Here is a 24,276-nt window from a genome sequence, read left to right on the forward strand (position 1 = left end):
TACTGGGAAGGTGTAGTAGAAGAGAGCTGGGTATTTGCCTGGCTTTCTTTATTTTCTGCCCGGCTATTTTGTTTAATTTCTTTATTTCAACCTGGGTAATATCCCCAAGAGAAAGCATGCCTGTTCAACCAACTATTTCTGCTGAAGAGCTGAGTGACAAAGGTCACTGGCTACGTAAATTTCGCAAGGCGAAAAACCTCAATACCCTGCAGTTGATGGTCTCCAATGCCATCGACAAGCACCATAAAACCCCTGCCGTTGCTGCCGCCATCTATCTGGCCGAGTGTCAGCGTGAACGGGAAATGGAACAGGGTCGTTATCTCGATCGTTAATTCTCCACTGTTGGTTATCTCATGCTGTTGTTGATCGATAACTACGACTCTTTTACCTGGAATCTGGTGCAATATTTCGGCGCCCTGGGACAAGAGGTTGTGGTCAAGCGCAATGATGAACTGACGCTTGATGCCATAGCGCAGCTCTCCCCCCGTTTTCTGGTGATCTCTCCCGGTCCTTGTACACCCAATGAGGCGGGGATCTCTCTCGATGCCATCAGCCACTTCGCCGGCAAGCTACCCATTCTTGGCGTCTGCCTTGGCCACCAGTCGCTGGCGCAGGCGTTTGGTGCCCGCGTGGTTCGCGCGCGTCAGGTGATGCATGGCAAGACCTCCCTGATTCGCCATCGCGGCGAAGGGGTATTCTGCGGTCTAAAGGATCCCTTGCGGGTGACCCGTTATCACTCACTGGTGGTGGAGCGCGACACGCTGCCCGACTGCTTCGAGGTCACCGCCTGGAGCGAGCATGCCGATGGCTCGTTTGACGAAATCATGGGATTACGCCATAAGACACTTCCTGTCGAGGGTGTTCAGTTCCATCCGGAGAGTATTTTGAGCGAACAGGGCCATTTGCTGCTGGCCAATTTTCTGTCCTGTTCATAAAAATTTGTGATCATCTTCTCAAGTTTGAAAGAAGGTAAAAAATATTTCTCTGACACTTTATTCAGCCCCCTTCCAGCCCAAATTATCTCTTGCCAAGCCCCCCTGAGTCGTTATGCAATGCGGTTGCCTAAAATCTCAAGGTCAATCGAACATTGTTCCTCATAGGTCGTCTTGTTACAGACTTTTTACTTTATTTCTGTGATAATCCCGTCACGTTTACACGGATTTAACTTTTAGGCGGTGGATTATTCTGTCGCCGAATCTGAAGGAGAGCTATATGTCAGAGTTGTTGGCAGTGACACGTGAAGTGTTTGATGAAGTGATGGTTCCCAACTATGCGCCAGCCAAGATCATCCCGGTGCGTGGTGAAGGGTCACGTGTCTGGGATCAGGAGGGGCGCGAGTATGTCGACTTCGCCGGTGGTATCGCCGTCAATGGCCTGGGTCACTGTCATCCCAAGCTGGTCGAGGCTCTGAAAACCCAGGGCGAGAAGCTGTGGCACCTCTCCAACGTAATGACCAACGAACCGGCCCTGCGTCTGGCCAAGAAGCTGGTCGCGGCCACCTTTGCCGACAAGGTCTACTTTTGCAACTCCGGCGCCGAAGCGAACGAAGCCGCTCTCAAGCTGGCTCGCCGCTACGCCATCGAGAAGTTTGGCGAGCAGAAGACCCAGATCATCGCCTTCAATCAGGGCTTCCACGGCCGTACCTTCTTTACCGTCAGCGTCGGTGGCCAGGCAGCCTACTCCGATGGCTTCGGCCCCAAGCCCGGTGACATTACCCATGTTCCCTACAACGATCTGGCGGCGCTGGCCGAGGTGATCTCCGACAACACCTGCGCCGTGGTGATGGAGCCGCTGCAGGGGGAGGGGGGCATCATTCGTCCTACCGACGAGTTTGCCAAAGGGGTGCGCGAGCTGTGCGACAAACACAATGCCCTGCTGGTGTATGACGAAGTGCAGTCCGGCGTTGGCCGGACCGGTGATCTCTATGCCTATATGGGTCTGGGCGTCACGCCGGACATCCTCACCAGCGCCAAGGCTCTGGGGGGCGGTTTCCCCATCGGCGCCATGCTGACAACCAACGGAATCGCCTCTTACCTGAAAGTGGGCACTCACGGCTCTACCTACGGCGGTAACCCGCTGGCCTGTGCGGTCGCCGAGGCGGTGATCGACGTGATTAATACTCCCGAGGTACTGGACGGGGTCAAGCGGCGCGAACAGCTGTTCCGCGAGGGGCTCGAGGCGATCAACGCCAAATACCACTGCTTTAGCGAAATCCGCGGCAAGGGGCTGCTGCTGGGCGCCGCTCTGAGCGAGGACTTCAAGGGGCGTTCCCGCGACTTCCTGCTGGCCTCTATCGATCAGGGGCTGATGGCACTGGTTGCCGGTACCAACGTGGTTCGTTTTGCCCCTTCACTGGTGATCCCGGAAGCTGACATCAAGGAAGGGTTGGCCCGCTTCGAGAAGGCGGTTGCCCAGGTGGTCAACGCCTGATTCCAAATTGAGGTGGGGAGCTCTCCCGGCAGGAGCCGGGCCCCCACCTGTCGTCAATGAAAGGGAGTTGTCATTTATGTTGGTTATCCGTCCCATCGAGCAAAAAGATTTTGCCGGGCTCAAGACCTGCGCCATCGAGTCCGGCACCGGCATGACCTCGTTGCCCGTCAACGATGAGTTGCTGCAGCGCAAGATCGATGCTTCTACCCAGACTTTTTCCGACAAGCCCGCCGGCAAGGGGGACTGCCTCTACTTCTTCGTGGCTGAGGATCTCGAGACCGGCGAGATGGTCGGCACCTGTGCCATCGATGCCGCGGTTGGCCTCTCCCAGCCGTTTTACAACTACCACATCGGCAAGGTGGTGCACTCATCACCCAAGCTCGGCATCTACAACGTCGTTGAAACCCTGACTCTCTCCAACGACTACACCGGCAACTCCGAGCTCTGTACCCTGTTCTTGCGCGAATGTGCCCGCGAGGGGCTCAACGGCCGCCTGCTCTCCAAGCACCGCTTCCTGTTTATGGCCGAGCACCCCGAGCTGTTTGACGAGACCGTCTTCGCCGAGATGCGTGGCGTCTCCGATGCCAACGGCCACAGTCCCTTTTACGAGTGGCTGCAAACCCACTTCTTCTCGATGGATTTTCCCACCGTCGACTATCTGACCGGCATCGGCAAGAAGCGCTTTATCGCCGAGTTGATGCCCAAGTACCCCATCTACGTCAATTTGCTGAGCAAAGAGGCGCGCGCCGTTATCGGCCAGACCCACGAGAAGACCCGCCCGGCCATCAAGATGCTGCAGGACGAGGGCTTCGTGAACCGTGGTTACGTCGATATTTTCGATGCGGGCCCCACCGTCGAGTGCGACGTGAAGAATATTCGCAGCGTGCGCCGCAGCAAGAAGCTGCGGGTGCTGGTGGGCGAGCCTATCGGTGGCAAGACCCACCTTATCTGCAACAGCCGCTTCGAACATTACCGCGCCTGCTACGGCAATATCCGGGTCGATCTCGACAAGCATGAAGCCATCATTCCGCCCAAGATGGCGGCGGCACTCAAGGTGCAGGATGGCGACATGGTGCGGGTGGTCGACCTCGACTGAGACAAACAGGACAAGCAAACCGATTATCAGACAGGCAGCCGAGGCTGCCTGCCAGCGACAGGGAGTGAATGGATGAGCCAGTTAGTGCAATTTATCGACGGTCAGTGGCTTGCCGGTGAAGGCAAGCCGTTCGAGTCAACCGATCCGGCCAAGAACGAGGTGATCTGGCAGGGGGCTGCCGCCAGCACGGCGCAAGTGGATGCCGCCGTCAAGGCCGCCCGTGCCGCCTTCTACCACTGGGCGGACATGAGCCTTGAGGATCGCCTGGCCATAATGCGTCGTTATGCCGACCTGCTCGGCGAGCAGAAAGAGGCGCTGGCCCTGACCATCGCCCGCGAAACCGGCAAACCGCTGTGGGAGACCCGCACCGAAGTGGCCGCCATGCAGGGCAAGATTGCCATCTCCATTCGTGCCCACGACGAGCGCACCGGCACCGTTGAAAATGCCATGCCGGGCGCCAAAGCGTTTGTCCGTCACAAGCCCCACGGCGTGGTGGCGGTGTTCGGCCCCTACAACTTCCCGGGCCATCTGCCCAACGGCCATATAGTCCCGGCCCTGATCGCGGGTAACGCCGTGGTGTTCAAACCCTCCGAGCTGACCCCCATGGTGGCCGAGGCCATGGTCAAGGTGTGGCAGCAGGCCGGATTGCCCAAGGGGGTGCTCAATCTGGTGCAAGGGGAGGTCGAGACCGGCAAGGCGCTGGCGGGCAATCCCGATATCGACGGCCTCTTCTTTACCGGCTCCTCCCGCACCGGCCATTTCCTCCATCAACAGTTTGCCGGCCAGCCGGGCAAAATTCTGGCGCTGGAGATGGGCGGTAACAACCCGCTGATCGTGAAAGATGTGAGCGACATCGACGGCGCCGTCCATGCCATCGTCCAGTCGGCATTTATCACCTCGGGTCAACGTTGCACCTGTTCCCGCCGTCTGTTTGTCGAGCGCGGTGAGCGGGGCGATGCCCTGGTCAATCGACTGATCGAGGTGGTCAGCCAGATCAAGGTCGGCCTCTATGACGCCGCCGAGCAGCCGTTCATGGGCTCGATGATAAGCGAGAAGGCAGCACAGGGCATGGTCGAGGCGCAAGCCAACCTGCAGCGCCTCGGTGGCGAGAGCCTGCTTACCCTCAAGCACCTGGAAGCGGGCACAGGCTTTGTCTCCCCGGGTATTATCGACGTGACCTCAGTCAGCGAGCTGCCTGACGAAGAGTACTTCGGCCCGCTGCTGCAACTCATTCGTTATGATGATTTCGATGCCGCCATCGATCAGGGCAACGCCACCCGCTACGGTCTCTCGGCCGGTCTGCTGGGGGACAAGGAGGCGGACTGGCACCACTTCTTCAAGCGGATCCGCGCCGGTATCGTCAACTGGAACAAGCCCATCACCGGCGCCTCCAGTGCCGCGCCGTTTGGTGGCATCGGCGCCTCCGGCAACCACAGGGCAAGCGCCTACTACGCTGCTGACTACTGTGCGTATCCGGTTGCCTCTGTCGAAGACAGCAAAGCCGCGATGCCGGATCAACTGTCGCCCGGCCTGCGCTTCTGATAATGACACGGGGCATCAAGCGGTGCCCCCATCTGTACCCGCAATCAAAGGAAAGAGAGATGCAAAAGGATATCGACACCCTGTTCAGCCATCTGTGGGACAACTACATCAAGGTGACCCCGAGCGCCCTCAAGGTGCACACCCTGCTGGGTGGCGGCGAGCCCATCGTCAACGATCACGTGGCGTTTCGTACCTACAACCTGCCCAAGCTGGGGCTGGAGAAGCTGGCCGCCCACTTCCTGGCGCTCGGTTACGAGCAGAAGGGCGAGTACGTTTTCAAGGCCAAGAAGCTCTACGCCAAGCACTTCGAGCATCAGGATCCGGACGCTCCCAAGGTGTTTATCAGCGAGCTGAAGGTGGAAGAACTCTCCCCAGCGGCGCAGGCCATCATCCACAAGCTGGCCGATCAGGTGCCCGATCATCTGACCGATACACCGGCATTTCTCTACACCGGTGCCCCCTGGCAGGTCTCCTATGCCGATTATCAGACCCTGCTGGCGGAGAGCGAGTACGCGGCATGGATGGCAGCATGGGGCTATCGTGCCAACCACTTCACGGTCAATATCAACAAGTTGAAGGATTTCGACACCATCCATCAGGTCAATGCGGCACTGAAGGCGGCGGGTTTTGTGCTCAACAGCGTGGGTGGCGAGGTGAAAGGGGACCCGCAGGTGATGCTGGAGCAATCCTCCACCATGGCCGACAAAGCAGAGGTGCCGTTCAGCGATGGGGTGCGTACCATCCCGAGCTGCTTCTACGAGTTTGCTCTGCGCTATCCGCAGGCCGACGGCGTACTCTATCCGGGCTTTGTCGAAGCGTCCGCCGACAAAATTTTTGAGTCCACCAATGCCATGTAACAACGGGTGTTGGCCAAAGTGCCACTGTTCATGATGTGACATGACGACAGCCCCATATCGGGGCTGTCGTCATTTGCATATCTGGGGGATATCTAGGGTGCGGGGTAGAGAGCACCCAGCACAGCCGGACGGCTGGCGCCGGTGACGGCGGGCAGGTTGCCGGGTTTGTGCTTGATAAAGCGCTCCGCCAGCCAGGCAAAGGCTGCGCCTTCCATCCAGTCGGGCGCAATCCCCAGTTCGGCAGTGCTGGCGATGCGCCAGCCGGGCAGCAGGCCGGCCAATTCGCTCAGCAGCGGGGCGTTATGGGCGCCGCCGCCGCAGACAAACAGCTCGGGACGGGTTTGCGCCTCATTCGGGGCAGGCAGCTGGCGGGCGATGCTGTGGCAGGTGAGCGCCTGCAGAGTGCGCTGCACATCCGCCGGGGCATAGGGGTGGCCAGCCAGCTCGCCATCGAGCCACGCCAGGGTGAACATCTCCCGCCCGGTGCTCTTGGGGGCGGGGGCGGCGAAATAGGGGTGAGCCAGCAGCTTCTCCAGCAGGGCCGGGATTGGCTTGCCGCTGGCCGCCCACTGGCCGCCGGCATCGTAACCGGTCCCCTTGGGGTGATGGCGGCGATACCAGCCGTCGAGCAGGGTGTTGGCCGGGCCGGTATCGAAGCCATAGACCCCGTTGGCATGGCCCGGCAGCACCGAGATATTGGCGATGCCGCCGAGGTTCAGCACCACCCGCAATGCACCGGGGCGGGCAAAGAAGGCCTGATGGAAGGCGGGCACCAGCGGGGCCCCCTGACCGCCGAGGGCCATGTCCATGGTGCGAAAGTCGGCGATGACATCGATGCCGGTCAGCGCCGCCAGCAGGGCCGCGTTGCCGATCTGCAGGGTGAAGCCAAGCTGGGGGCGGTGGCGGATGGTCTGGCCGTGGCTGCCGATGGCGCGAATATCGGCGGGCGTGAGGCCCGTCTTGGCCAGCAGGGCGTGGGTGGCGGCGGCAAATTCGCGCGCCACCAGATTGTCGGCCACCCCCATGCGATCGATCTCGTTGTCGCTAGGGGTACAGAGCTCATGCAGCTCGTGGGCGGTGGGCCAGGGGTGGCTGAGGGCCGCCTCGACCCGCAGTTGATCCCCGTCGATCACCACCAGCACGGCGTCAATACCGTCCATGCTGGTGCCTGACATCAATCCGATATAGCGTTCAGCCATTGGCTCTCCTCACTCGCTGGTCGGGATAGTCCGCTTCCCGACACCGATGCAGCATGGCGCCGAGCCATGCGCAGGCAAAATAAAAAGGGCTGGCGGGGCTGCTACCCCGCCAGCCCTGATGGCTTAGTTGCCGCGGCTATCCCGCTTGTTCTGGGCCAGCTGCAGCTCGGGGCTGTCGAGCTTGGCCAGTTGCGGCATCGCCAGCTTTTTGAAGTTGGCCAGCTCGCGTCCGCTCAGGGTCTCTGCCTGCGGCAGGGTGAGGGTGCGCGGGTTCTTGTGAATGCCGCCCACCACGAACTCGTAGTGCAGGTGCGGGCCGGTGACGCGGCCGGTGCCACCCAGAGTGCCGATGGTCTGGCCCTGCTTCACCCGCTGTCCCTTGTTGACGGTGCGCTTGGAGAGGTGCAGGTACTTGGTTACATAGTTGCCAGCATGCTTGATAAAGACGTAGTTGCCGTTGAACTGGTTGTAACCGGCGGCCACCACGCTGCCGGAGCCCGCCGCCATGATGGGGGTACCCACCGGCGCTACATAGTCGATGCCGTTATGGGGGCGGATCTTGCCGGTCACCGGATGGAGGCGGCGCGGGTTGAAGTTGGAGCTGATGTATTTGAAGTTGACCGGTGCACGCAGGAAGCTCTTGCGCATCGCCTTCCCTTCCGGGGTGTAGTAGTTGCCATCTTCATTGAGCACGGCGCGGTAGGCGGTGCCCTGGTTGACGAACTCCGCCGCCAGAATATCGCCGGAGGCGACCCGCTCGTCGTCGCGGAACTTGTCTTCATAGACCACCCGGAAGCTGTCCCCCGGCTGCAAGTCCTGGGCAAAGTCGATGTCCCAGCCGAAGATGGCGGCCAAGTCCATGATCTGATCTTCGGTCATCCCCGCATCCACTGCGGCGCCCCAGAAGCTGGAGCGGATCTCGCCCTTGCTCACCTGTTCGCGGGTGTCGAGGGCGATTTTGACGTTGCGGGCGACAAAGGTCTCCTCCTTGCGGCTCACCTTGAGCGCCTGCTCCAGACTGTGGGGGTAATAGAGGCTGTGTAGCTCGCCGTTCTCGGTGAGCTTGAAGGTGAGCTCCTGCCCCGGTTGCAGCATCCGCAAGGGATCGCTGCCCTCGAGCTGATCGATCAGGTGCAGATCCGTGGTGCTCAGGCCAATGCGCTGGAAGATGACTCCCATGTTGTCGCCACGGCGTACCTTCACCTGCTTGGTGATGTAGCGCGGTTTGGGCGGGGTGACAGACGGGGCGGCCTCGGCGGTCAGCTCGTCGTTCAGAGTGTTGTCGTTGGCCGGTTCCCGCAGGGCAATTTCGTTGCCGTTTTCATCGACCCGTGTTGCTACTGCCTGTTCGCTTGGCCAGGCAGCCAGCATCATGATCATGATGCTCAAGATCAGCACCATCTTGCGGTGCCAGTGGGGGAGTGCGTTGAAGGCGTGCCAAATAACCATGAGAAGCAGATGAAGTCGGGCAGAATGGACGGATTTTACAGCCTTTCCAATTGGCCCGCCATTCCAGTAATATGTTTGGCCCTGTGGAATCGTGATGGAGAGTCAAAAAATGTCCCAGCTCGAGGTGGCGCTAGCCGAGATCAAGCGCGGAGCGGAAGAAATTCTGGTTGAAGAAGAACTTGTCGCCAAGTTGAAGGAAGGGCGCCCGCTGCGCATCAAGTTGGGCATGGACCCGACGGCCCCCGACATTCACCTGGGTCATACCGTGATCCTCAACAAGCTGAAGACCTTCCAGGATCTGGGCCATGAAGTGATCCTGCTGATCGGTGACTTCACTGCCATGGTGGGTGACCCCTCCGGCAAGAACGCTACCCGTCCGCCGCTCTCCGAAGAGGCTATCAAGCACAACGCCCTCACCTATGCCGAGCAGGCGTTCAAGATCCTCGACCCCGCCAAGACCCGCATCGAGTACAACTCGACCTGGCTGAGCGAGCTGGGTGCGACCGGCATGATCAAGCTGGCGGCCAAGCAGACCGTGGCCCGCATGATGGAGCGTGACGACTTCAAAAAGCGCTACACCGGCGGCCAATCCATCGCGATTCACGAATTCCTCTATCCGCTGCTGCAAGGCTATGACTCGGTCGCGCTGAAGGCGGACGTCGAGCTGGGTGGTACCGACCAGAAGTTCAACCTGCTGATGGGCCGCGAGCTGCAAAAAGATGCCGGCATGGCGACCCAGTGCGTGCTGATGATGCCGCTGCTGGTGGGTCTGGATGGCGTCAAGAAGATGTCCAAGTCCGCAGGCAACTACATCGGCGTCCACGACGCTCCGGGCGAGATGTTCGGCAAGATCATGTCCATCACCGACGATCTGATGTGGAACTACTACGAGCTGCTCTCCTTCCGTCCGCTGGCCGAAATCGAAGAGTTCAAGGCAGGCATCGCTGCCGGTACCCTCAACCCGCGCGATGTGAAGATCTGGCTGGCCAAAGAGATCATCGCCCGTTATCACGACGAAGCGGCGGCCGAAGCGGCCCACGAAGATTTCACCCAGCGTTTCTCCAAGAACGCCATTCCGGACGAGATGCCGGAAATCGAGCTGGCACTGGAAGGTGAAGGTCTGGCCATTGCCAACCTGCTGAAAGAGGCCGATCTGGTGGCCACCACCTCCGAAGCGCTGCGGATGATCAAGCAGGGCGCGGTCAAGGTGGATGGCGAGAAGCTGGAAGATGGCAAGGCACTCATCGGTGCCGGTACCGCCGTCTATCAGGTCGGCAAGCGCAAGTTTGCCCGGGTGACTGTCAAATAAGCAGTACCGTCAAATAAGCAGTCGCATCAGGCAAGCTGGCCATCAGGCCGGTTCAAGCTTGTTCAACAGGGCCTCCTTCGGGAGGCCTTGTCGTATCTGGGCGGCACGGATCTGGGCGATAAAGTGCCGCAGCACGGCACTGCTTGGGTGTGGCCGTGTCGCCAGACTGATACTGGTCATCATGCCGTTGCCCTCAATGGGGTGATAACTGACCCCGAGCGGGCGCAGCGCCGCCACCGAGCTTGGCACCAGGGTCACGCCAAAGCCCGCCTGCACCATGCCGACGGTGGAGATCACCTGCGGGCATTCGGGCCCCAATATAGGCTCGAACCCCGCCTCCCGACAGAGACCCACGATGCCATCATAGAGCCCGGGCCCGATGGCGTGGGGAAACAGAATAAAACTCTCGTCCTTCAGGCTGGCCAGTGGCAAGGGGCCCGGCTTGGCTTTGGGGTGGCTGGTGGGCAGGGCGATCAGCAGCGGCTCCTGCTCGATAAGGTGATGGGCAAAGCCCTCGCTACCCCGGCAGGGGAGCCGCAAGATGGCGGCGTCCAGCCGATCGTTGCGCAGCGCCTCCACCAGTGCCGGCATGGTGCCCTCCTGCGGGCTGAGGGCTACCTCGGGGTAGCGCTCCCGATAGTCGTGCAGCAGGGTCAGCACCGCGGGGTGGAGCACGGTGGAACCGGCAAAGCCGATCCTCAGCGCTCCCTGCTCGCCCCGGGCAATCCGCTTTACCTTCAGTTTTGCCGCATCGGCCAGCGCCAGGATCTGCGCCGCATCCCGATAGAGGCTCTCGCCCGCCTCGGTCAGTTCGACACTGCGGGTCAAACGGCGCAGCAGCGGGGTGCCCAGGGTCTCCTCCAGCTTGCGGATCTGCTGGCTCAGGGGCGGCTGGGCCATGTTGAGTGATTCGGCTGCGCGGGTGAAATTCTGCTTTTCAACAACGGCCATGAAGTAGCGGAGCGTACGAAGTTCCATATCGATTGAGTCTCAAAGTCATGGGATCAGCGTATTGGTGTTGAAATGTGAACCAAGTCACCATTGGATCCGAACGCTAACAGGATTCACGGTGGAGGTGAAACCCGAATGGAACATATTGCAACATCTGACAGTGCCGGGTGCAGCTGTGCCCTCGAAGTGAGCCAGCAGTTTTCCCGCTGGCGCAGGCAGCATGACGGTGGCGAGATCTACCAGAGTTCCCTGATGAGCGCCCTGCTGGCGGGGGTCTACGAAGGGGAGACCACCATGAGCGAGCTGCTGCGCCACGGCGACTTTGGTCTCGGCACCTTCAACCACCTCGATGGTGAGCTGATCGCCTTCGAGCGGCAGATCCACCAGTTGCGCTCCGATGGCTCGGCCCGGCCCGCCCGCGCCGATCAGAAGACCCCCTTTGCGGTGATGACCCATTTTCGCCCCTGTCTGGAGCGTCGCTTCGATCACCCCCTCAGCCGTGACGAGATCCACCAGTGGGTGGATCGGCTGGTGGGATCCGACAACGTCTTCGTCGCCCTGCGCCTCGACGGCCAGTTTGAGACGGCCAAGGTACGAACCGTGCCGCGTCAGGAGCCCCCTTATCGTCCCATGCTGGAAGCCATCGAACAGCAGCCGCTGTTCCGCTTTGCCGCGGTGGCGGGAACTCTGGTGGGCTTTCGCTGCCCGCCGTTCGTGCAGGGAGTTAATGTAGCGGGCTTTCACGAGCACATGATCACCGCCGATCGCAAGGGGGGCGGTCATCTGCTCGACTACACCATGGCCCACGGCACCCTGCGACTTTCTGTGGTGCGTCACCTCAATCTGGCCCTGCCATCGGATCCCGCTTTCCGGCAGGCCGACCTCAACCCTGCCGATCTCGATCGCGCCATTCAGGCCGCCGAAGGCTGATAGACAAGGAGCAATATCATGGAAAACAGACAGTGGAAGTGCGGTGCCGAGTTGGTGGTTCGTCATCTGGAGGCGCAAGGGGTCAAGCAGGTGTTCGGGATCCCGGGTGCCAAGATTGATCGGGTGTTCGATGCGCTGGAGGACTCCCCCATCGAGACCATAGTGGTGCGCCACGAGGCGAACGCCGCCTTTATGGCGGCCGCCGTGGGGCGTCTCACCGGCAAGGCGGGGGTGGCGCTGGTCACCTCGGGCCCCGGTTGCTCCAACCTTATTACCGGGTTGGCGACCGCCACCTCGGAAGGGGACCCCATGGTGGCGCTGGGCGGTGCGGTGCGCCGTGCCGATGGCCTCAAACTCACTCATCAGAGCATGGATACGGTCAACCTCTGTCGTCCGGTCACCAAGTTCAGTGCCCAGGTCAACAGCGGGGCGGCAATCTCGGAAGTGATGGCCAACGCCTTTCGCGCCGCCGAGCTGGGGCGGCCGGGGGCGGCGTTTGTCAGCCTGCCGATGGACATCATCAACAAGCCGGTGCAGGGCAATGTGCTGGTGCCCCGCGAGGTGCCGGAGCCGGGCTGCGCCGATGAGCAGAATATGGAGCAGGCATTGACCCTGCTGCGCAACGCCGAGAATCCGGTGGTGCTGCTCGGCCTGATGGCCAGTCGGCCGGAGAATGCGGAGGCAGTGCGCGCTTTCCTCGACAAGGCGCGGCTGCCGGTGACCGGTACCTATCAGGCTGCCGGGGTGGTGGACAGCTGCCACTTCGATGACTTTGCCGGACGGGTCGGGCTCTTTAACAACCAGCCGGGGGATCAGCTGCTGGCGGGGGCCGATCTGGTGATCTGCATCGGCTACAGCCCCATCGAGTACGACCCCGTGCTGTGGAATGGCGATCGGGAGCGGCGCATCCTCCATATCGACGTGCTGCCTGCCGATATCGACAGCAGCTACTGCCCGACCGCCGAGCTGGTGGGGTCGATCCGTGCCAACCTGTTGCAGCTGACCCGCATCATGGGCAATCCGAAAATCCGTCCCCCCGAGGTGGATCGGTTGCTGCAAGGGGTTCGCCAGCAGCGACTGCGACTGGCGATGCGGGCCGACGATCTGCACGGCAATCCGGTTCACCCCTTGCGTATCGTGCGCGAGCTGCAGGATCTGGTGCGCGACGACATGACCCTTTGCGTCGACATGGGCAGCTTCCATATCTGGATTGCCCGCTACCTCTACAGCTTCCGCGCTCGTCAGGTGCTTATCTCCAACGGTCAGCAGACCATGGGGGTGGCACTGCCGTGGGCCATCGGTGCGGCGCTGGTGCGGCCGGGTGAGAAGGTGATCTCGGTATCGGGGGATGGCAGCTTTATGCAGTCGAGCATGGAGCTGGAGACGGCGGTGCGGCTCAAGAGCAATATCGTCCACATCATCTGGGTCGATAACGGCTACAACATGGTCGCGATGCAGGAGCAGCAGAAATATTGCCGCACCTCCGGCGTCTCTTTTGGCCCCATCGACTTCAAACGCTATGCCGAATCGTTCGGGGCGGCCGGTTTCGCGGTGCGCTCGGCCGACGAGCTGCGCGCCACCCTGCGGGCCGCACTGGCGGTGGAGGGGCCTGCGGTGGTGGCGATCCCGGTGGATTACTCCGACAACCCGGGGCTGATGGCCCAGCTCAGGCCAGAAGTATTGGCATAAGTGTGGGCAGCAGTCTGGCCTGAATCCCTGTGTAAGAGCAGGCAGACCCATCCATATAGCAAAAACCGGCATCAGGTGATGCCGGTTTTTTATTGCTACGCGGGATGGGTGGCCTTAACGGGCCAGCTGGACGGCGGGGCGTGCGCGGGCCGGTTGTGGGCGATGCTTGTTTTTTGGCGCGCAGGCCATCTTCAGGCGCAGCCACTCGCGCCACAGCAGCCAGCAGAGCGGCAGGGTGAGCAGCAGCACGGTCGCGGGCTGGGCCATCAGCACGCCATCACGACCCCACAGTTGCGGCAGCAGGAAGATGAGCGGCAGCAGCAACACGGTTTTGGCGATGGAGATGACCAGCGCCTGACGGGTACGCGCCATGGATTGCAGCAGCACTATGCCGAACATGATGATCCCCTCCAGCGGAATGGCGCCGAGGTTGAGGGTCAGGCTGCTGATGGCGGCGGCCAGCAGTTCGGGATCCTTGTCGCCGGTATAGAGCATGGCGACCTGTCCCGGCAGCAGCTGGATGGTGAGCCACACCAGCATGCCGTAGATAAAGGTGAACTTGAGCCCCATCTCCATCAGGTACTTGAGGTTGCGGTGGCGCTTGGCCCCTGCCGCCTTGCTGATGAGCGGCTGAATGCCGAACGCCAGCCCCTGCAGGATGACGATAAAGACCGCTTCGGTGTAACCGGCCACGGTAAAACCCGCCAGATCCTTCACATTGCCATACACCATCAGCTGGCTGTTGTGCAGCATCAGCAGCAGGCCGAGGTTGAACTGGGCAATCAGGCTTGGCAGGCCGGTAAATAGCAGGTGCGGCATGGCGGGGAGGTTGGGCACCAGATCCCGCCAGCTGAGGCGCAGCCGCGCCCAGGGGGTAAAGAAGTAGCCAAGGCCGATCAGGCTCACCGCACCCTCTGCCATCAGGGTGGCTTGCGCGGTACCGATCAATCCCAGCCCCAGCCGACCCACCATGATGTAGTTGAGGATGATATTGAGCACTGCGCCGCTGCTCACCAGCACCATGGCCAGTTTCGGGCGACCATCGTTGCGCAGCAGATAGGGCACCGCCAGATTGCTGGCCAGCAGCAGGGTACCGCCGCCAATCCAGGTGAGGTAGTCGCTCGCCTGTTTCCAGGTCTCGGTGCCCTGTTCAATCCCCAGCCCCAGCAGGATATCGGTGTGGGTGTAATAGAGCAGCACCGGCGCAACGCCCCCGAGTCCGGCCAGCAGCCAGAGGGCGTTGACCAGCGCCTGACGGGCCAGCGTGTCGTTTTTCGCCCCTTGCTGGAAGGAGATGGCGGTGGCCGCCCCCATGCTGATCATGGCGGCCAGACCGATCAGCACCATGATGACCGGATAGACCAGGTTTATCCCGGCGAGGCCAGCGGCGCCGACATAGTGGCCGACGAAGATGCCGTCGATGAGGTAGTAGGCCCCCGAGACCAGCATGGCAAGAATGGAGGGGAGGGCGTAAGCCCAGAAGCGACGGGTCATGGCCCGTTGCCGCAGTGTTAAATAGGCAGACATATCTGTTCTCTCGGGGAGTTCGATTATCGAACAGCTAGTCTAGATTAATACTTATTTGGTGATAATCAGGGTTTCACTTGATGAATTGCTGAGTATTACTCACTAATCCGGGGTTTTGGTAGTGGGCCTTGAGCATGTCGATCAGGATGCGCAGGCCGCTGCCCAGTTGATGCCGACTGGGATAGAAGAGGTAGAAGCCGGCAAAGGTGGGGCACCAGGGCTCCAGCACGGTGAGCAGTTTCCCCTCCGCGACCTTCTGGCTTACCTCCTCTTCCAAACAGTAGGCGAGCCCCAGCCCCGCCTCGGCGGCGCCCAGATAGAGGGCAGGGGTGCTGGTGGTCAGCGGCCCGGTCACTTCGATCTCCAGCATGGTGCCGTCGGCGGCAAAGGCCCAGCGATAGTGGTGGTGCGGGGTGAGGCGATATCCGATGCAGGCGTGGCGGCTCAGCTCGCTCGGGTGTTCCGGCGTGCCGTGCTCCGCCAGATAGGCCGGGGAGCCCACCACCAGATAACGCTGGGGCGGGCCGAGGGGGATGCCGATCATCTCCTTGGGCAGCAGATCGCCATAAAAGAGCGCGGCATCGTAACCATCTTCAATCAGCCGGGGCATCAGCTCCTGCTCCACTACCTCCACCTGCATCCGCGGATAACGGGCCAGATAGTCGATCAGCACAGGTGCCAGCAGGCTGTCGATGGCGCCGCGGGGGGCGCAGAGTTTGAGTCGCCCCACCGGTTCATCGCTGTTGCGGGCCAGCTCGCAAAGCGCCTCTTCAAGAGTATTGAGGGTGGGGAGCAGCTGCTTGAGCAGCCGCTGGCCCGCTTCGGTCGGTACCACGGCGCGGGTGCTGCGGTTGAGCAGCCGCACCCCCAGCCTTGCTTCCAACCCCTTCAGGCTGTGGCTGAGGGCGGAGGCGGAGACCCCGAGTTCGAGGGCGGCCTTGCTGAAACTACGGTGACGGGCGACGGCGGCAAATACCGCCAGTTCGGCGAGATCGGTACGGGTAATGGTCATCATCAATCAACAAAAAGGCGTGAGTCACAAGGGTACGTCAAGGCCGTGCTGCACACAATCCGCGCTAAACGGGTGGCTTGTTGCAAATATGTAGCTGCTCGCAGGTCATTGATTCCAGTGAAACTAAGTTGAATTGTTAAAAAAAACTCACAATAAGGCGCTTTGAGTGTGATCTTGGTCGTCCGAAAGGCGACCAAAATCAAACTTTGGTTGATTAATTCAAAAAAACGCTGTGATTAATAAGGGCATTTAATTAAAGTCAGCCCATCAAGAGTGGCGCACGTTAATAGGTTGTTAAGTGAGACGGGCGCCGACCCTCAGGGTCAAAATCTCGCACTGTTGTTTGTTGCAATCCTGTAGTCACAAGGAGTGATGGCCAGGTTGCCGGGGGGCGAGAGGTTAATATCAAGGACGGACAGCAGGCGTTCCAGGGAGATGGAACCGGGCCAAGGCCCGACCAAACAAGAATCCCATTTTCCTAGATGACAGGAACAACGTATGTCTGACATGAATATTGCAGCTGATGGTCGTTTAGCCAGCAACACCTCCCGCGGCGTCAACAAGGCCGATGTGGTCTGGATGCTGGGTCTGTACGGTACCGCGATCGGTGCCGGTGTGCTCTTCCTGCCAATCAACGCCGGTGTAGGTGGCCTGTGGCCGCTGGTTGCCATGTTGATCCTGGCGCTGCCGCTGACTTTCTTTGCTCACCGTGGTCTGACCCGCTTCGTGCTGTCCGGCTCTACCCGTGATGGCGACATCACTGAAGTAGTAGAAGAGCACTTCGGCAAGACCGCAGGCAAATTCATCACCCTGCTCTACTTCTTTGCCATCTACCCGATCGTGCTGATGTATTCAGTCGCTATCACCAACACCGTCGAGAGCGTGATTGTTCACCAGCTGGGCATGTCTGCACCTCCCCGTGCCGTTCTGTCACTGGCTCTGATCCTCGGTCTGATGGCGGTTGTTCGTCTGGGCGGCCAGGTTATCGTCAAAGCGATGAGCGTGCTGGTATTCCCGTTCGTGCTCACCCTGATGGGTCTGGCGTTCTACCTGATCCCGCACTGGAACGGTGCCATCATCACTGAAGCTCCGGCCCTGTCCGACGCCTTCAACGGTGACTTCATCAAGACCCTGTGGCTGGCTATCCCGGTAATGGTGTTCTCCTTCAACCACTCCCCGATCATCTCCTCCTTCGCGGTGGACAACAAAGGTCGTTACGGTGAAGGAGCCGAGAAGAAGTGCAGCAACATCCTGCTGGGCGCCCACGTCATGATGGTGATGACCGTTATGTTCTTCGTATTCAGCTGCGTACTGAGCCTCTCCCCGGCTGACCTGGCTGCTGCCAAAGAACAGAACATCTCCATCCTGTCCTACCTGGCCAACCACTTCGATAACCCGGTTATCGGTACTGTGGCTCCGCTGATCGCCATGGTTGCCATCAGCAAATCCTTCCTGGGTCACTACCTGGGGGCGCAAGAAGGCATGAACGGCCTGATGGCCAAGGCGCTGCGCGAGAAGGGCAAGAACGTTGACACCAAGCAACTGAACAAAGTCACTGCCGTGTTCATGATCCTGACCACCTGGGCCATCGCCACCATCAACCCGAGCATCCTCGGCATGATTGAAGACCTGGGCGGCCCGATCATCGCAATGTTGCTGTTCCTGATGCCGATGTACGCCATCACCAAGGTTCCGGCCATGCGCAAATACGCTGGCAACATCAGCAACGGCTTCGTGACCATCATCGGCCTGATCGCCATGTCCGGTATCATCTACAAGCTGATTGCCTGATAACTCCGGTTACCAAGTTGAATGAAGAAGCCGCCTCGCAAGAGGCGGCTTTTTTTATGGCTATTTGGGGCGGCGAGCGGATGCGGTATCGCTACTTCATCAGCTTCTTCACCTCGTCGCTGGCCAGCGCCTTGTTGAATTTGTCCCGCGCCTCTTTCCCCTTGGCAGAGTTGGTAAAGCAGACGTGGAGGGACTTGTCCTCGAGGATCTTGCCGTTGAAGCCGAGGTTGGCGGCAACGTCCTTGAGTTGGGGATCGCTCTCCAGCAGATAGGTCATCACATTCTGGTCGATGACCGCCAGATCGAGTCGACCGTTGCCGAGCTTGAGCAGGTTCTGGCTGTCCGAGCTGGTGGCGTCGGCCGAGAGTGCCTTGCTGGCCACTTTTTCGTCGAACTCGGTGGTATTCACATAGCCGGTGACGACACCAATTTTCTTGCCCTTGAGGTCATCAAGGCTCTGCCAGGTGACCGGCTGATCGGATCGCTGGGCAAAGCCGAGGGGGCCGTTACCTATGGGGTCGGAGAAGAGGCAGCTGCTCTTGGGGTCGAGATACTCGGGGAAATAACCCAGTACCTCGGGGTTGTTGGTTGCCTCGTCCACGGCCCGTTGCCAGGGATAGAACTTGATGGTCAGCGGGTCGCCAGCCAGGGCAAAGGCTGCGGTCACCACCTGACTGCTCTTGCCCTGTTCAGGGAGGCTGGCGCTGGTGTAAGGGGGCCATTCAAGGCTGGTCAACACTGCCGCCTGAGCGGCCGACATGCCGAACAAGGGAAGAGTGGCCAGGGCGAGGTGCTTCCATTTCAGGCTCATAGAGATAACTCCTTGTGGTCAAACCCCCCTTAAAGATAGCCCCCGGTGTCGATTGCGGATGCCGGCCATGGCTGACTGGCATCCGTGCCAGCTATTTGTTGTCGATATTCTCCGACTGCCAGAGGGCATAGCCCTTGCCAGAGGCAGTGGTGGGCAGATCAATCTGCATCAGGTCGTTGCCGATGACGAAGGGGCCCGTGTAGCGGGCACGAAGATCCTGCGCCAGATCTTTGACCCTGATCTTGCCGTTGAGGCCGATATGGCTGAACACGGTCAGCGCCGGTTTGGCTTCGTTCATTACCCGGGCCGCCTGCTCGGGGGAGGCGAGGTGACCGGCGATCGCCTTGTAGCCGGGGTTGGCCTTCATCTGCTCGGCAGAGGTCATGGAGACGCAGTGCACCAGCAGATCGGCCCCTTTGGCCTGCTTCACCACTTCGGGGCTGTAGCGGGTATCGCCGGAGAGCACCACGCTGTGGCCGTGATAGTCGATGCGATAGCCGAATGACGGCTTGATGTTGACCCCGTGGTCGTTGTCAAAGGCGGTTACCTTGACCCCGTCATGGTTGTAGACCACCCCGGCGGTGACCTCGTGGCTGTTGATCTCCACCCCGTCCAGCGGCGTTCCCTCATCCTTGACCCGGGTGGCGATGTCGGTGGCGTAGGCCTGCTGCAAGCCACGGGCGAGAGCTGTGGTGCCTTTGGGGCCGTAGAGTTCCATCGGCGCGTGGCGCTGGCCATAGGCCGGTTGCAGCCAGCCGGTCAACCAGAGATCCGCCAGCCCGTTGGTGTGGTCTGAGTGAAAGTGGGTGAGGAAGAAGGCGTTGACCCGGCCGATGGGGATATGCAGCTGCCACAGGCGAGTGGCGGAGTTGCGGCCAAAATCGAACACCAGCTTCTGGTTGCCCGCTTCGACCAGAGTGCTGTAGCCGCCCCTGCTGATCTGGGGCACCGGAGTGCCGGTGCCGAGCAGGCTGACCCGAAAGATATCGGGCCGGGCTTGAGTTGCTGAGGCTGGGGCATGGTCGTGGTTGCTGATAAAGCTGCTCTCGGCGGCCTGACTGACACCGGTAGCCAGCAGACCGACCAGTAATGCGGCCAGATAGGTGCTTTTCATGGGAATTTATCCTGTGGGGGAGGGGTGGCATCACTGTATTGGTAACTAAAAGTTGAATAAATTGGCTAAGATCTATTTCTTACTAAACTTTTGGTTGTGAATTAGGGCCCTTGTCGCGGGCCAAACGGCCTTGAAATGGGCAAAAAGGAGGGGTTGTGGACCGATTGACCAGCATGCGTATCTTCACCCGGGTGGTGGATCTCGGCTCCTACAGCGCGGTGGCGAGCGAAGAGGGGATCAGCGCCCAGATGGTGGGCAAGCATGTGCTGGGACTGGAGCAGTGGCTGGGGGGCAAGCTGTTTCACAAGACCACCCGCCAGCAGACTCTCACCGAACTGGGCCAGCTGTTTTTGGCTCGCTGCCAGCGGGTACTGGAGGAGCTGGCATTGACCGAATCGCTCACCCAGAATCTGTTGGCCGAGCCGGCCGGCCGGCTGCGCATCGCCGCCCCCCTCAGTTTTGGCCACCATCGGCTGGTGCCGCTGCTGCCCGCTTTTCTCGACCGCTACCCCAAGCTGGATCTGGATCTGCAGCTCACCCCGCGCTGGGTCGATCTGGTGGAGGAGGGGTTCGACGCCGCCATCCGCACCCTGCGCCCGCAGGATGAGGCGCTGATCGCCCGTCCGCTGCTGACCCAGCACTACCGCCTCTGCGCGGCCCCCGACTACCTCAATCGCCACGGCGTACCCCGTCATCCGGCCGATCTAGTTCGCCACCAGTGCCTGCACGGCAACTGGGGCGAGCACGAGCGCTGGCAATTTGTCGGTGAGGATGGCCAGAGCGAGGAGGTGCGGGTTGCCTCGCGCCTGCGCATCAATCACTGGCCAGCCTTGTTGACGGCTGCGCTCTCGGGGGCTGGCATCACCTTGCAGCCCGCCGAACAGGTGCGTGACCATATCGCTGCGGGGCGTCTGCTGCCGCTGCTTGGTCGCTATCAGAGCCCGGCCAAGACCCTCTACTTCATCTATCCGGCGGCGCGGCGGCAGGTGCTCAAGATCACCCTGCTGGGGGATTTTCTGGCCGAATCCCTGCAAGCTGGGCCCGAGCCCGAATAAAAGGCTGCATATTTTCGCCACCGGCTTAACCATCGTACTTAACAAAGGGGCGGGGCAGGCCTAACATGGCGGGATGTTTTTTTTAGTCGGGACAAAAGGATATGTCTGGGTTGAAAAAGGATCTCGGGCTCTGGCAGGGGATGGGGCTGCTCGCCACCTCGCTGCTCGGCACCGGGATCTTCGTGGTACCGGCGACTGCCGCCTCGCTGGCGGGCGGGGCCTCGCTCTGGGCCTGGTTGCTGCTGATTGCGCTGGTGCTGCCCATCGCCTTTACCTTCGCTCGCCTCGGCCGTCGCTATCCCCATGCGGGCGGCGCGCCGCACCTGATTGGCCTCGCCTTTGGCAACGGCGCCGAGCGCTTCTCCGCCTTCCTGTTTCTGGCTGTGCTGCCGGTGGGGCTGCCAGCCGCCCTGATGATTGCCGCCGGTTTCTGGCACGCCCTGTTCGAGATGGGGGAGTGGACCCTCTGGGCCATCCAGCTGCTGACCCTGCTCGGGGTATTCCTGCTGGGGCTACGCGGGGCGCGCTCCTCCGGCAACCTGCAACTGCTGATTGCGCTCGCCATTTTGGGGCTGACCCTGCTTATCTGGTTCAAGGGGGAGGTGAGCTGGCGCGATGCGGCCCGGCCGCTGCCGAGCGCGGATGAGTGGCCCCCTATGGCCACCGCGCTGGCGGTGATGTTCTGGTGTTTCGTCGGGCTGGAAGCCTTCGCCCATATGGGGGAGGAGTTCAAGCGGCCGGAGCGGGACTACCCCATTGCCCTGCTCGGCGGGGTACTGCTGGCGGGGCTTATCTACTGGGTACACTCGCTGGTGGTGCTCAAATATGGCCTCTACGGCGATGAGGCGAAAAACGCCACCGCCATCCCCTCCCTGCTGGCGCTGCTGTTCGGCCCCACCGCCAAGTGGCTGGTGGCGGTGCTCGGCTACCTCTCCTGCTTTGCCAGCATCAATATCTACATTCAGGGCTTTGCCCGGCTGATCTGGAGCATGGCGCGGGAAGGCAAGTTGCCCCCCTCGCTGGCCGTGCTCACCGCGCGCGGTGCGCCGCTGCGGGCTCTCACTCTGGTGCTCGCCATCTGTCTGCTCTGCATCACCCTCATCATCTGGCTGCGACTGCCGCTCGATGAGCTGATCCGCTACGCCAACGGCAATTTCGTGCTGGTCTACCTGCTCTGCATGGCGGCGGGCTGGCGTCTGCTCGGCGGGGTGGGCAAGGGGCTGGCGGGGATAAGCGTGCTACTCTGCGCCCTGGTGCTGGTGGCACTCGCCACTCAGGTGCTCTATGCGGTGGTGCTGAGTCTTGGCTACGGCAGCTTCTCGTTGTGGCGGCGTCATCTGCGCCGCAGTCGTCAGCAGGATGCGCTCCCGCTGGCGAAGTAACGTCTCCCCGATGGTCGAAGAAATGAGAAAGCCCTGATGTTCAGGGCTTTTTGATTCCGGCATATGGGATGTTCATATGAATACTAGTTGGCACGCTATTTGCCGAAAAGTGCGGTGTCGGATCAACTCAACGGCGATTTATAGCCAAAAAAAGTGGGATCCAGCTCCCGTTTTGCTTAAAGTGATCCCTTCCGATCCCAGTGGTCGGAATGCCCGCAAGGATGCCCTTCAGACGTAAACAGGATGGCCTGGCCAGACTGACTCTCAGAGATGTGATTGCTTCGGTTCTCTTTTTATCTGTCACCTGTGGTGATAGCGCCTTGTTCCGTTCAGTCAGCCCGGGTTTTGCGTCTCTCTCATCGTGCATTGTCACCATCTGCAGCGAGTGAATCATGAGCGAATCGGTTTTTGAGATCCACGACTGGACCCTGAGCGTTGACGACAACATGTTGTGCCGCCCCGACCGCGAGGTCTACCTCGAACCCAGGCTGGTCAACCTGTTGCGGTTTCTGGCCCATAATGCCGGCACCGTGTTTGGCCGCGATGCCCTGATCAACGAGGTGTGGGATGGCGCCGAGGTGACCGATCAGGTAGTGACCCAGTCCATCTTCGAACTGCGCAAGATCCTCAAAGATGGTCGCACCGATGCGACCGACTATATCGTCACCGTACCCAAGCGCGGCTACAAGCTGGTGGCACCGGTGCGGCCGCTGCAGGTGGTTTCCGTGGTGATGGCGGACGAGCAGCCCGCGCCCGCGGTCAATACCTCTCTCTCCGATAACCCGACGCTCTCCGATCTGAGCCCGCCCGTGGCTGAGCAGGATGATGATGCACAGCCCAATGTCGCCCCTTTTCCCGCCGGGCCACTGACCCGCGCCATCTCCACCCATGCCAAGGATGCCCGCAGCCGCTGGAAGATGGTGAGTTTCGATATCTTCGTGGCCATCGTGCTGATCGCCATTGTCAGCATGCTCAGCTACCAGCACACCAGCCCCCAGGTGCACGCCATGCTGGATCCCAATCTGCTGGTGTTCCGCTTCCACTCCGGCATGGATGACAACAACGAGAACGTGCGCCTCGCCGATGGCATTACCCGCGCCCTGATGGGGGAGGTGGCGGTGGCCACGCCGCTGCGGGTGCAGTACGGTGCCACCACTCTGATGGGGGGCATCATGCCCGGCAAGGAGCTGAGTGTGCGGGTCACCCGCCAGCCCCGTGGCACCTATCTCGATCTGGAGTATCGCAATATCAATACCAACCGGGTGCTGTTCAGCCATCAATACCAGCTCAGTCGCCACAGTGTGCACGGCGTGTTGCAGGCGAGCAGCCAGGATCTGCTGCGCGCCCTCGACCAACCCGATGCCGAGCCGGGGATGGGCTGGCCCACCGATGATGCCTCCCTGATGGCGATGATGGAGGCGCAGTACTACATCAACAGCCGGGATCCGGTCGCCCTCAAGCGGGGTATCGATCTGCTGGAGCAGGCGCTGATTGCCCATCCGGATCAGCCGCTGCTGCTGGCGGAGCGCTATCTGGCGGGCGAGGCGCTGGCCACCCTGGCGGGCAAATCCGAGAGCGAGCGGCTGCAGGGGATTGGCACCCATCTCGCCAGCGTGGTGCAAAACAGCGGCGCTCTCCCTGCTCGGGTGTGGGAGGCGTTGACCCTGCAGGCGATCCTCAACGGCCAGCAACAGCAGGCCAACTATCTGCTGGAGAAGGCGGCGAGTCGCGGCCGCTCGGTGCTCTACTACATACTGCAGGGCAAGCTGGCGGAGCTGGACGGTCGCCCCGAGGCGGCGGGGGATGCCTACAGTCAGGCCTTCCTGATGGAGGCGACCGAGCAGACCTATCTGCTCTGCCAGCAGCTCGGTTTCTACAGCAATATGGAGAGCCTCACCCCGGCTCTGTTCAATGCGTTGGGTCAGAGCAAGGTGAAGCTCTTCTAGCGCCGCAGTTTTGGTTTTCCCCCAGTCGGCGCGGTTGTCGACCCCATCCACAGGCTGCCTTCGGGCGGCCTGTGCGGTTTCTGCTTGTTTCAATCCTGCTTGTTTCAATCCTGCTTCTTTGCCACCGGGGATAGTCGCGCTCTGGTGCGGCCCGATTTATCCCCCCGCAGTTCCCCACTATCTACA

Annotated in this window: 20 protein-coding genes; 13 read left to right on the top strand and 7 right to left on the bottom strand. The window is 60.9% G+C overall.

All coding sequences use genetic code 11. The features are described 5' to 3' along the window. Positions 1-116 precede the first annotated feature (116 nt). The 6 genes from G5221_RS07725 (at position 117) to G5221_RS07750 (ending at position 5,925) form a co-directional block, all read left to right on the top strand. Positions 117-332: a hypothetical protein gene (locus G5221_RS07725; RefSeq protein WP_005334997.1), complete on the top strand. Its 216-nt coding sequence runs from the start codon at positions 117-119 to the stop codon at positions 330-332. Positions 333-353: 21 nt separating this feature from the next. Further along, on the top strand, positions 354-935 hold the full coding sequence (locus G5221_RS07730) for an aminodeoxychorismate synthase component II (RefSeq protein WP_266134306.1): 582 nt from the start codon (positions 354-356) through the stop codon (positions 933-935). A gap of 277 nt (positions 936-1,212) precedes the next feature. Next, the gene (locus tag G5221_RS07735; protein WP_266134305.1) at positions 1,213-2,430 is read left to right on the top strand and encodes an aspartate aminotransferase family protein; all 1,218 of its coding nucleotides are present in this window, start codon (positions 1,213-1,215) and stop codon (positions 2,428-2,430) included. A gap of 76 nt (positions 2,431-2,506) precedes the next feature. Then, complete coding sequence (gene astA, locus G5221_RS07740; RefSeq protein WP_005334994.1) at positions 2,507-3,526, top strand: arginine N-succinyltransferase; 1,020 nt, start codon at positions 2,507-2,509, stop codon at positions 3,524-3,526. Positions 3,527-3,598: 72 nt separating this feature from the next. Further along, complete coding sequence (astD, locus tag G5221_RS07745; RefSeq protein ID WP_266134304.1) at positions 3,599-5,068, top strand: succinylglutamate-semialdehyde dehydrogenase; 1,470 nt, start codon at positions 3,599-3,601, stop codon at positions 5,066-5,068. A 59-nt stretch (positions 5,069-5,127) separates the two neighbouring features. Then, entirely contained in the window at positions 5,128-5,925 is a 798-nt protein-coding gene (locus G5221_RS07750) for a DUF1338 domain-containing protein (RefSeq protein ID WP_021229798.1), read from the top strand. 92 nt (positions 5,926-6,017) lie between these two features. On the opposite strand, the gene G5221_RS07755 is transcribed toward G5221_RS07750, so the two are convergent. Both G5221_RS07755 and G5221_RS07760 read right to left on the bottom strand, forming a co-directional pair. After that, positions 6,018-7,124, bottom strand: coding sequence for an anhydro-N-acetylmuramic acid kinase (locus G5221_RS07755; RefSeq protein WP_266134303.1), 1,107 nt, complete (start codon positions 7,122-7,124; stop codon positions 6,018-6,020). A 123-nt stretch (positions 7,125-7,247) separates the two neighbouring features. Then, positions 7,248-8,573 carry a peptidoglycan DD-metalloendopeptidase family protein gene (locus G5221_RS07760; protein ID WP_421263047.1) on the bottom strand — a complete coding sequence of 442 codons (1,326 nt, stop codon included), beginning with the start codon at positions 8,571-8,573 and terminating at the stop codon, positions 7,248-7,250. Between the two features lie 109 nt (positions 8,574-8,682). On the opposite strand from G5221_RS07760, the gene tyrS reads away from it, so the two are divergent. Further along, complete coding sequence (gene tyrS, locus G5221_RS07765; protein WP_005347884.1) at positions 8,683-9,882, top strand: tyrosine--tRNA ligase; 1,200 nt, start codon at positions 8,683-8,685, stop codon at positions 9,880-9,882. A 42-nt stretch (positions 9,883-9,924) separates the two neighbouring features. Here the strand turns inward: tyrS and G5221_RS07770 are convergent, their stop codons facing one another. After that, positions 9,925-10,860: a LysR family transcriptional regulator gene (locus G5221_RS07770; protein WP_042055179.1), complete on the bottom strand. Its 936-nt coding sequence runs from the start codon at positions 10,858-10,860 to the stop codon at positions 9,925-9,927. 108 nt (positions 10,861-10,968) lie between these two features. Here G5221_RS07770 and budA point away from each other — a divergent pair, with 108 nt between their 5' ends. Together budA and alsS are read left to right on the top strand one after the other, a co-directional pair. After that, positions 10,969-11,763 carry an acetolactate decarboxylase gene (budA, locus tag G5221_RS07775; protein ID WP_005338506.1) on the top strand — a complete coding sequence of 265 codons (795 nt, stop codon included), beginning with the start codon at positions 10,969-10,971 and terminating at the stop codon, positions 11,761-11,763. Positions 11,764-11,781: 18 nt separating this feature from the next. After that, positions 11,782-13,452, top strand: a complete 1,671-nt coding sequence (gene alsS, locus G5221_RS07780) for an acetolactate synthase AlsS (RefSeq protein ID WP_042081073.1) — start codon at positions 11,782-11,784, stop codon at positions 13,450-13,452. A gap of 114 nt (positions 13,453-13,566) precedes the next feature. On the opposite strand, the gene G5221_RS07785 is transcribed toward alsS, so the two are convergent. Further along, positions 13,567-14,979: an MATE family efflux transporter gene (locus G5221_RS07785; protein ID WP_245094774.1), complete on the bottom strand. Its 1,413-nt coding sequence runs from the start codon at positions 14,977-14,979 to the stop codon at positions 13,567-13,569. Positions 14,980-15,052: 73 nt separating this feature from the next. Continuing rightward, a complete protein-coding gene (locus tag G5221_RS07790; protein ID WP_042055187.1) occupies positions 15,053-15,991 on the bottom strand; it encodes a LysR family transcriptional regulator in 939 nt (312 codons plus the stop codon). Positions 15,992-16,489: 498 nt separating this feature from the next. Between G5221_RS07790 and G5221_RS07795 the strand changes: the two genes are divergently transcribed. After that, entirely contained in the window at positions 16,490-17,782 is a 1,293-nt protein-coding gene (locus tag G5221_RS07795; protein ID WP_005338498.1) for an HAAAP family serine/threonine permease, read from the top strand. 91 nt (positions 17,783-17,873) lie between these two features. Here the strand turns inward: G5221_RS07795 and G5221_RS07800 are convergent, their stop codons facing one another. Next, on the bottom strand, positions 17,874-18,593 hold the full coding sequence (locus tag G5221_RS07800; RefSeq protein ID WP_203118245.1) for a substrate-binding periplasmic protein: 720 nt from the start codon (positions 18,591-18,593) through the stop codon (positions 17,874-17,876). Positions 18,594-18,684: 91 nt separating this feature from the next. Beyond that, positions 18,685-19,707: an MBL fold metallo-hydrolase gene (locus G5221_RS07805; RefSeq protein WP_236368035.1), complete on the bottom strand. Its 1,023-nt coding sequence runs from the start codon at positions 19,705-19,707 to the stop codon at positions 18,685-18,687. A 155-nt stretch (positions 19,708-19,862) separates the two neighbouring features. Here G5221_RS07805 and G5221_RS07810 point away from each other — a divergent pair, with 155 nt between their 5' ends. The 3 genes from G5221_RS07810 (at position 19,863) to cadC (ending at position 24,090) form a co-directional block, all read left to right on the top strand. Beyond that, complete coding sequence (locus tag G5221_RS07810; protein ID WP_201947411.1) at positions 19,863-20,762, top strand: LysR family transcriptional regulator; 900 nt, start codon at positions 19,863-19,865, stop codon at positions 20,760-20,762. Between the two features lie 101 nt (positions 20,763-20,863). Beyond that, positions 20,864-22,144, top strand: coding sequence for an L-methionine/branched-chain amino acid transporter (yjeH, locus tag G5221_RS07815; RefSeq protein WP_139429336.1), 1,281 nt, complete (start codon positions 20,864-20,866; stop codon positions 22,142-22,144). Between the two features lie 392 nt (positions 22,145-22,536). Continuing rightward, positions 22,537-24,090 (top strand): lysine decarboxylation/transport transcriptional activator CadC, encoded by a 1,554-nt coding sequence (gene cadC / locus G5221_RS07820; RefSeq protein WP_236352908.1) that lies wholly within the window; start codon positions 22,537-22,539, stop codon positions 24,088-24,090. Positions 24,091-24,276: the final 186 nt, after the last annotated feature.

This window comes from Aeromonas sp. 602200, from assembly GCF_049173895.1.
In the GTDB taxonomy this organism is placed as follows: Bacteria; Pseudomonadota; Gammaproteobacteria; order Enterobacterales; family Aeromonadaceae; genus Aeromonas; species Aeromonas veronii_A.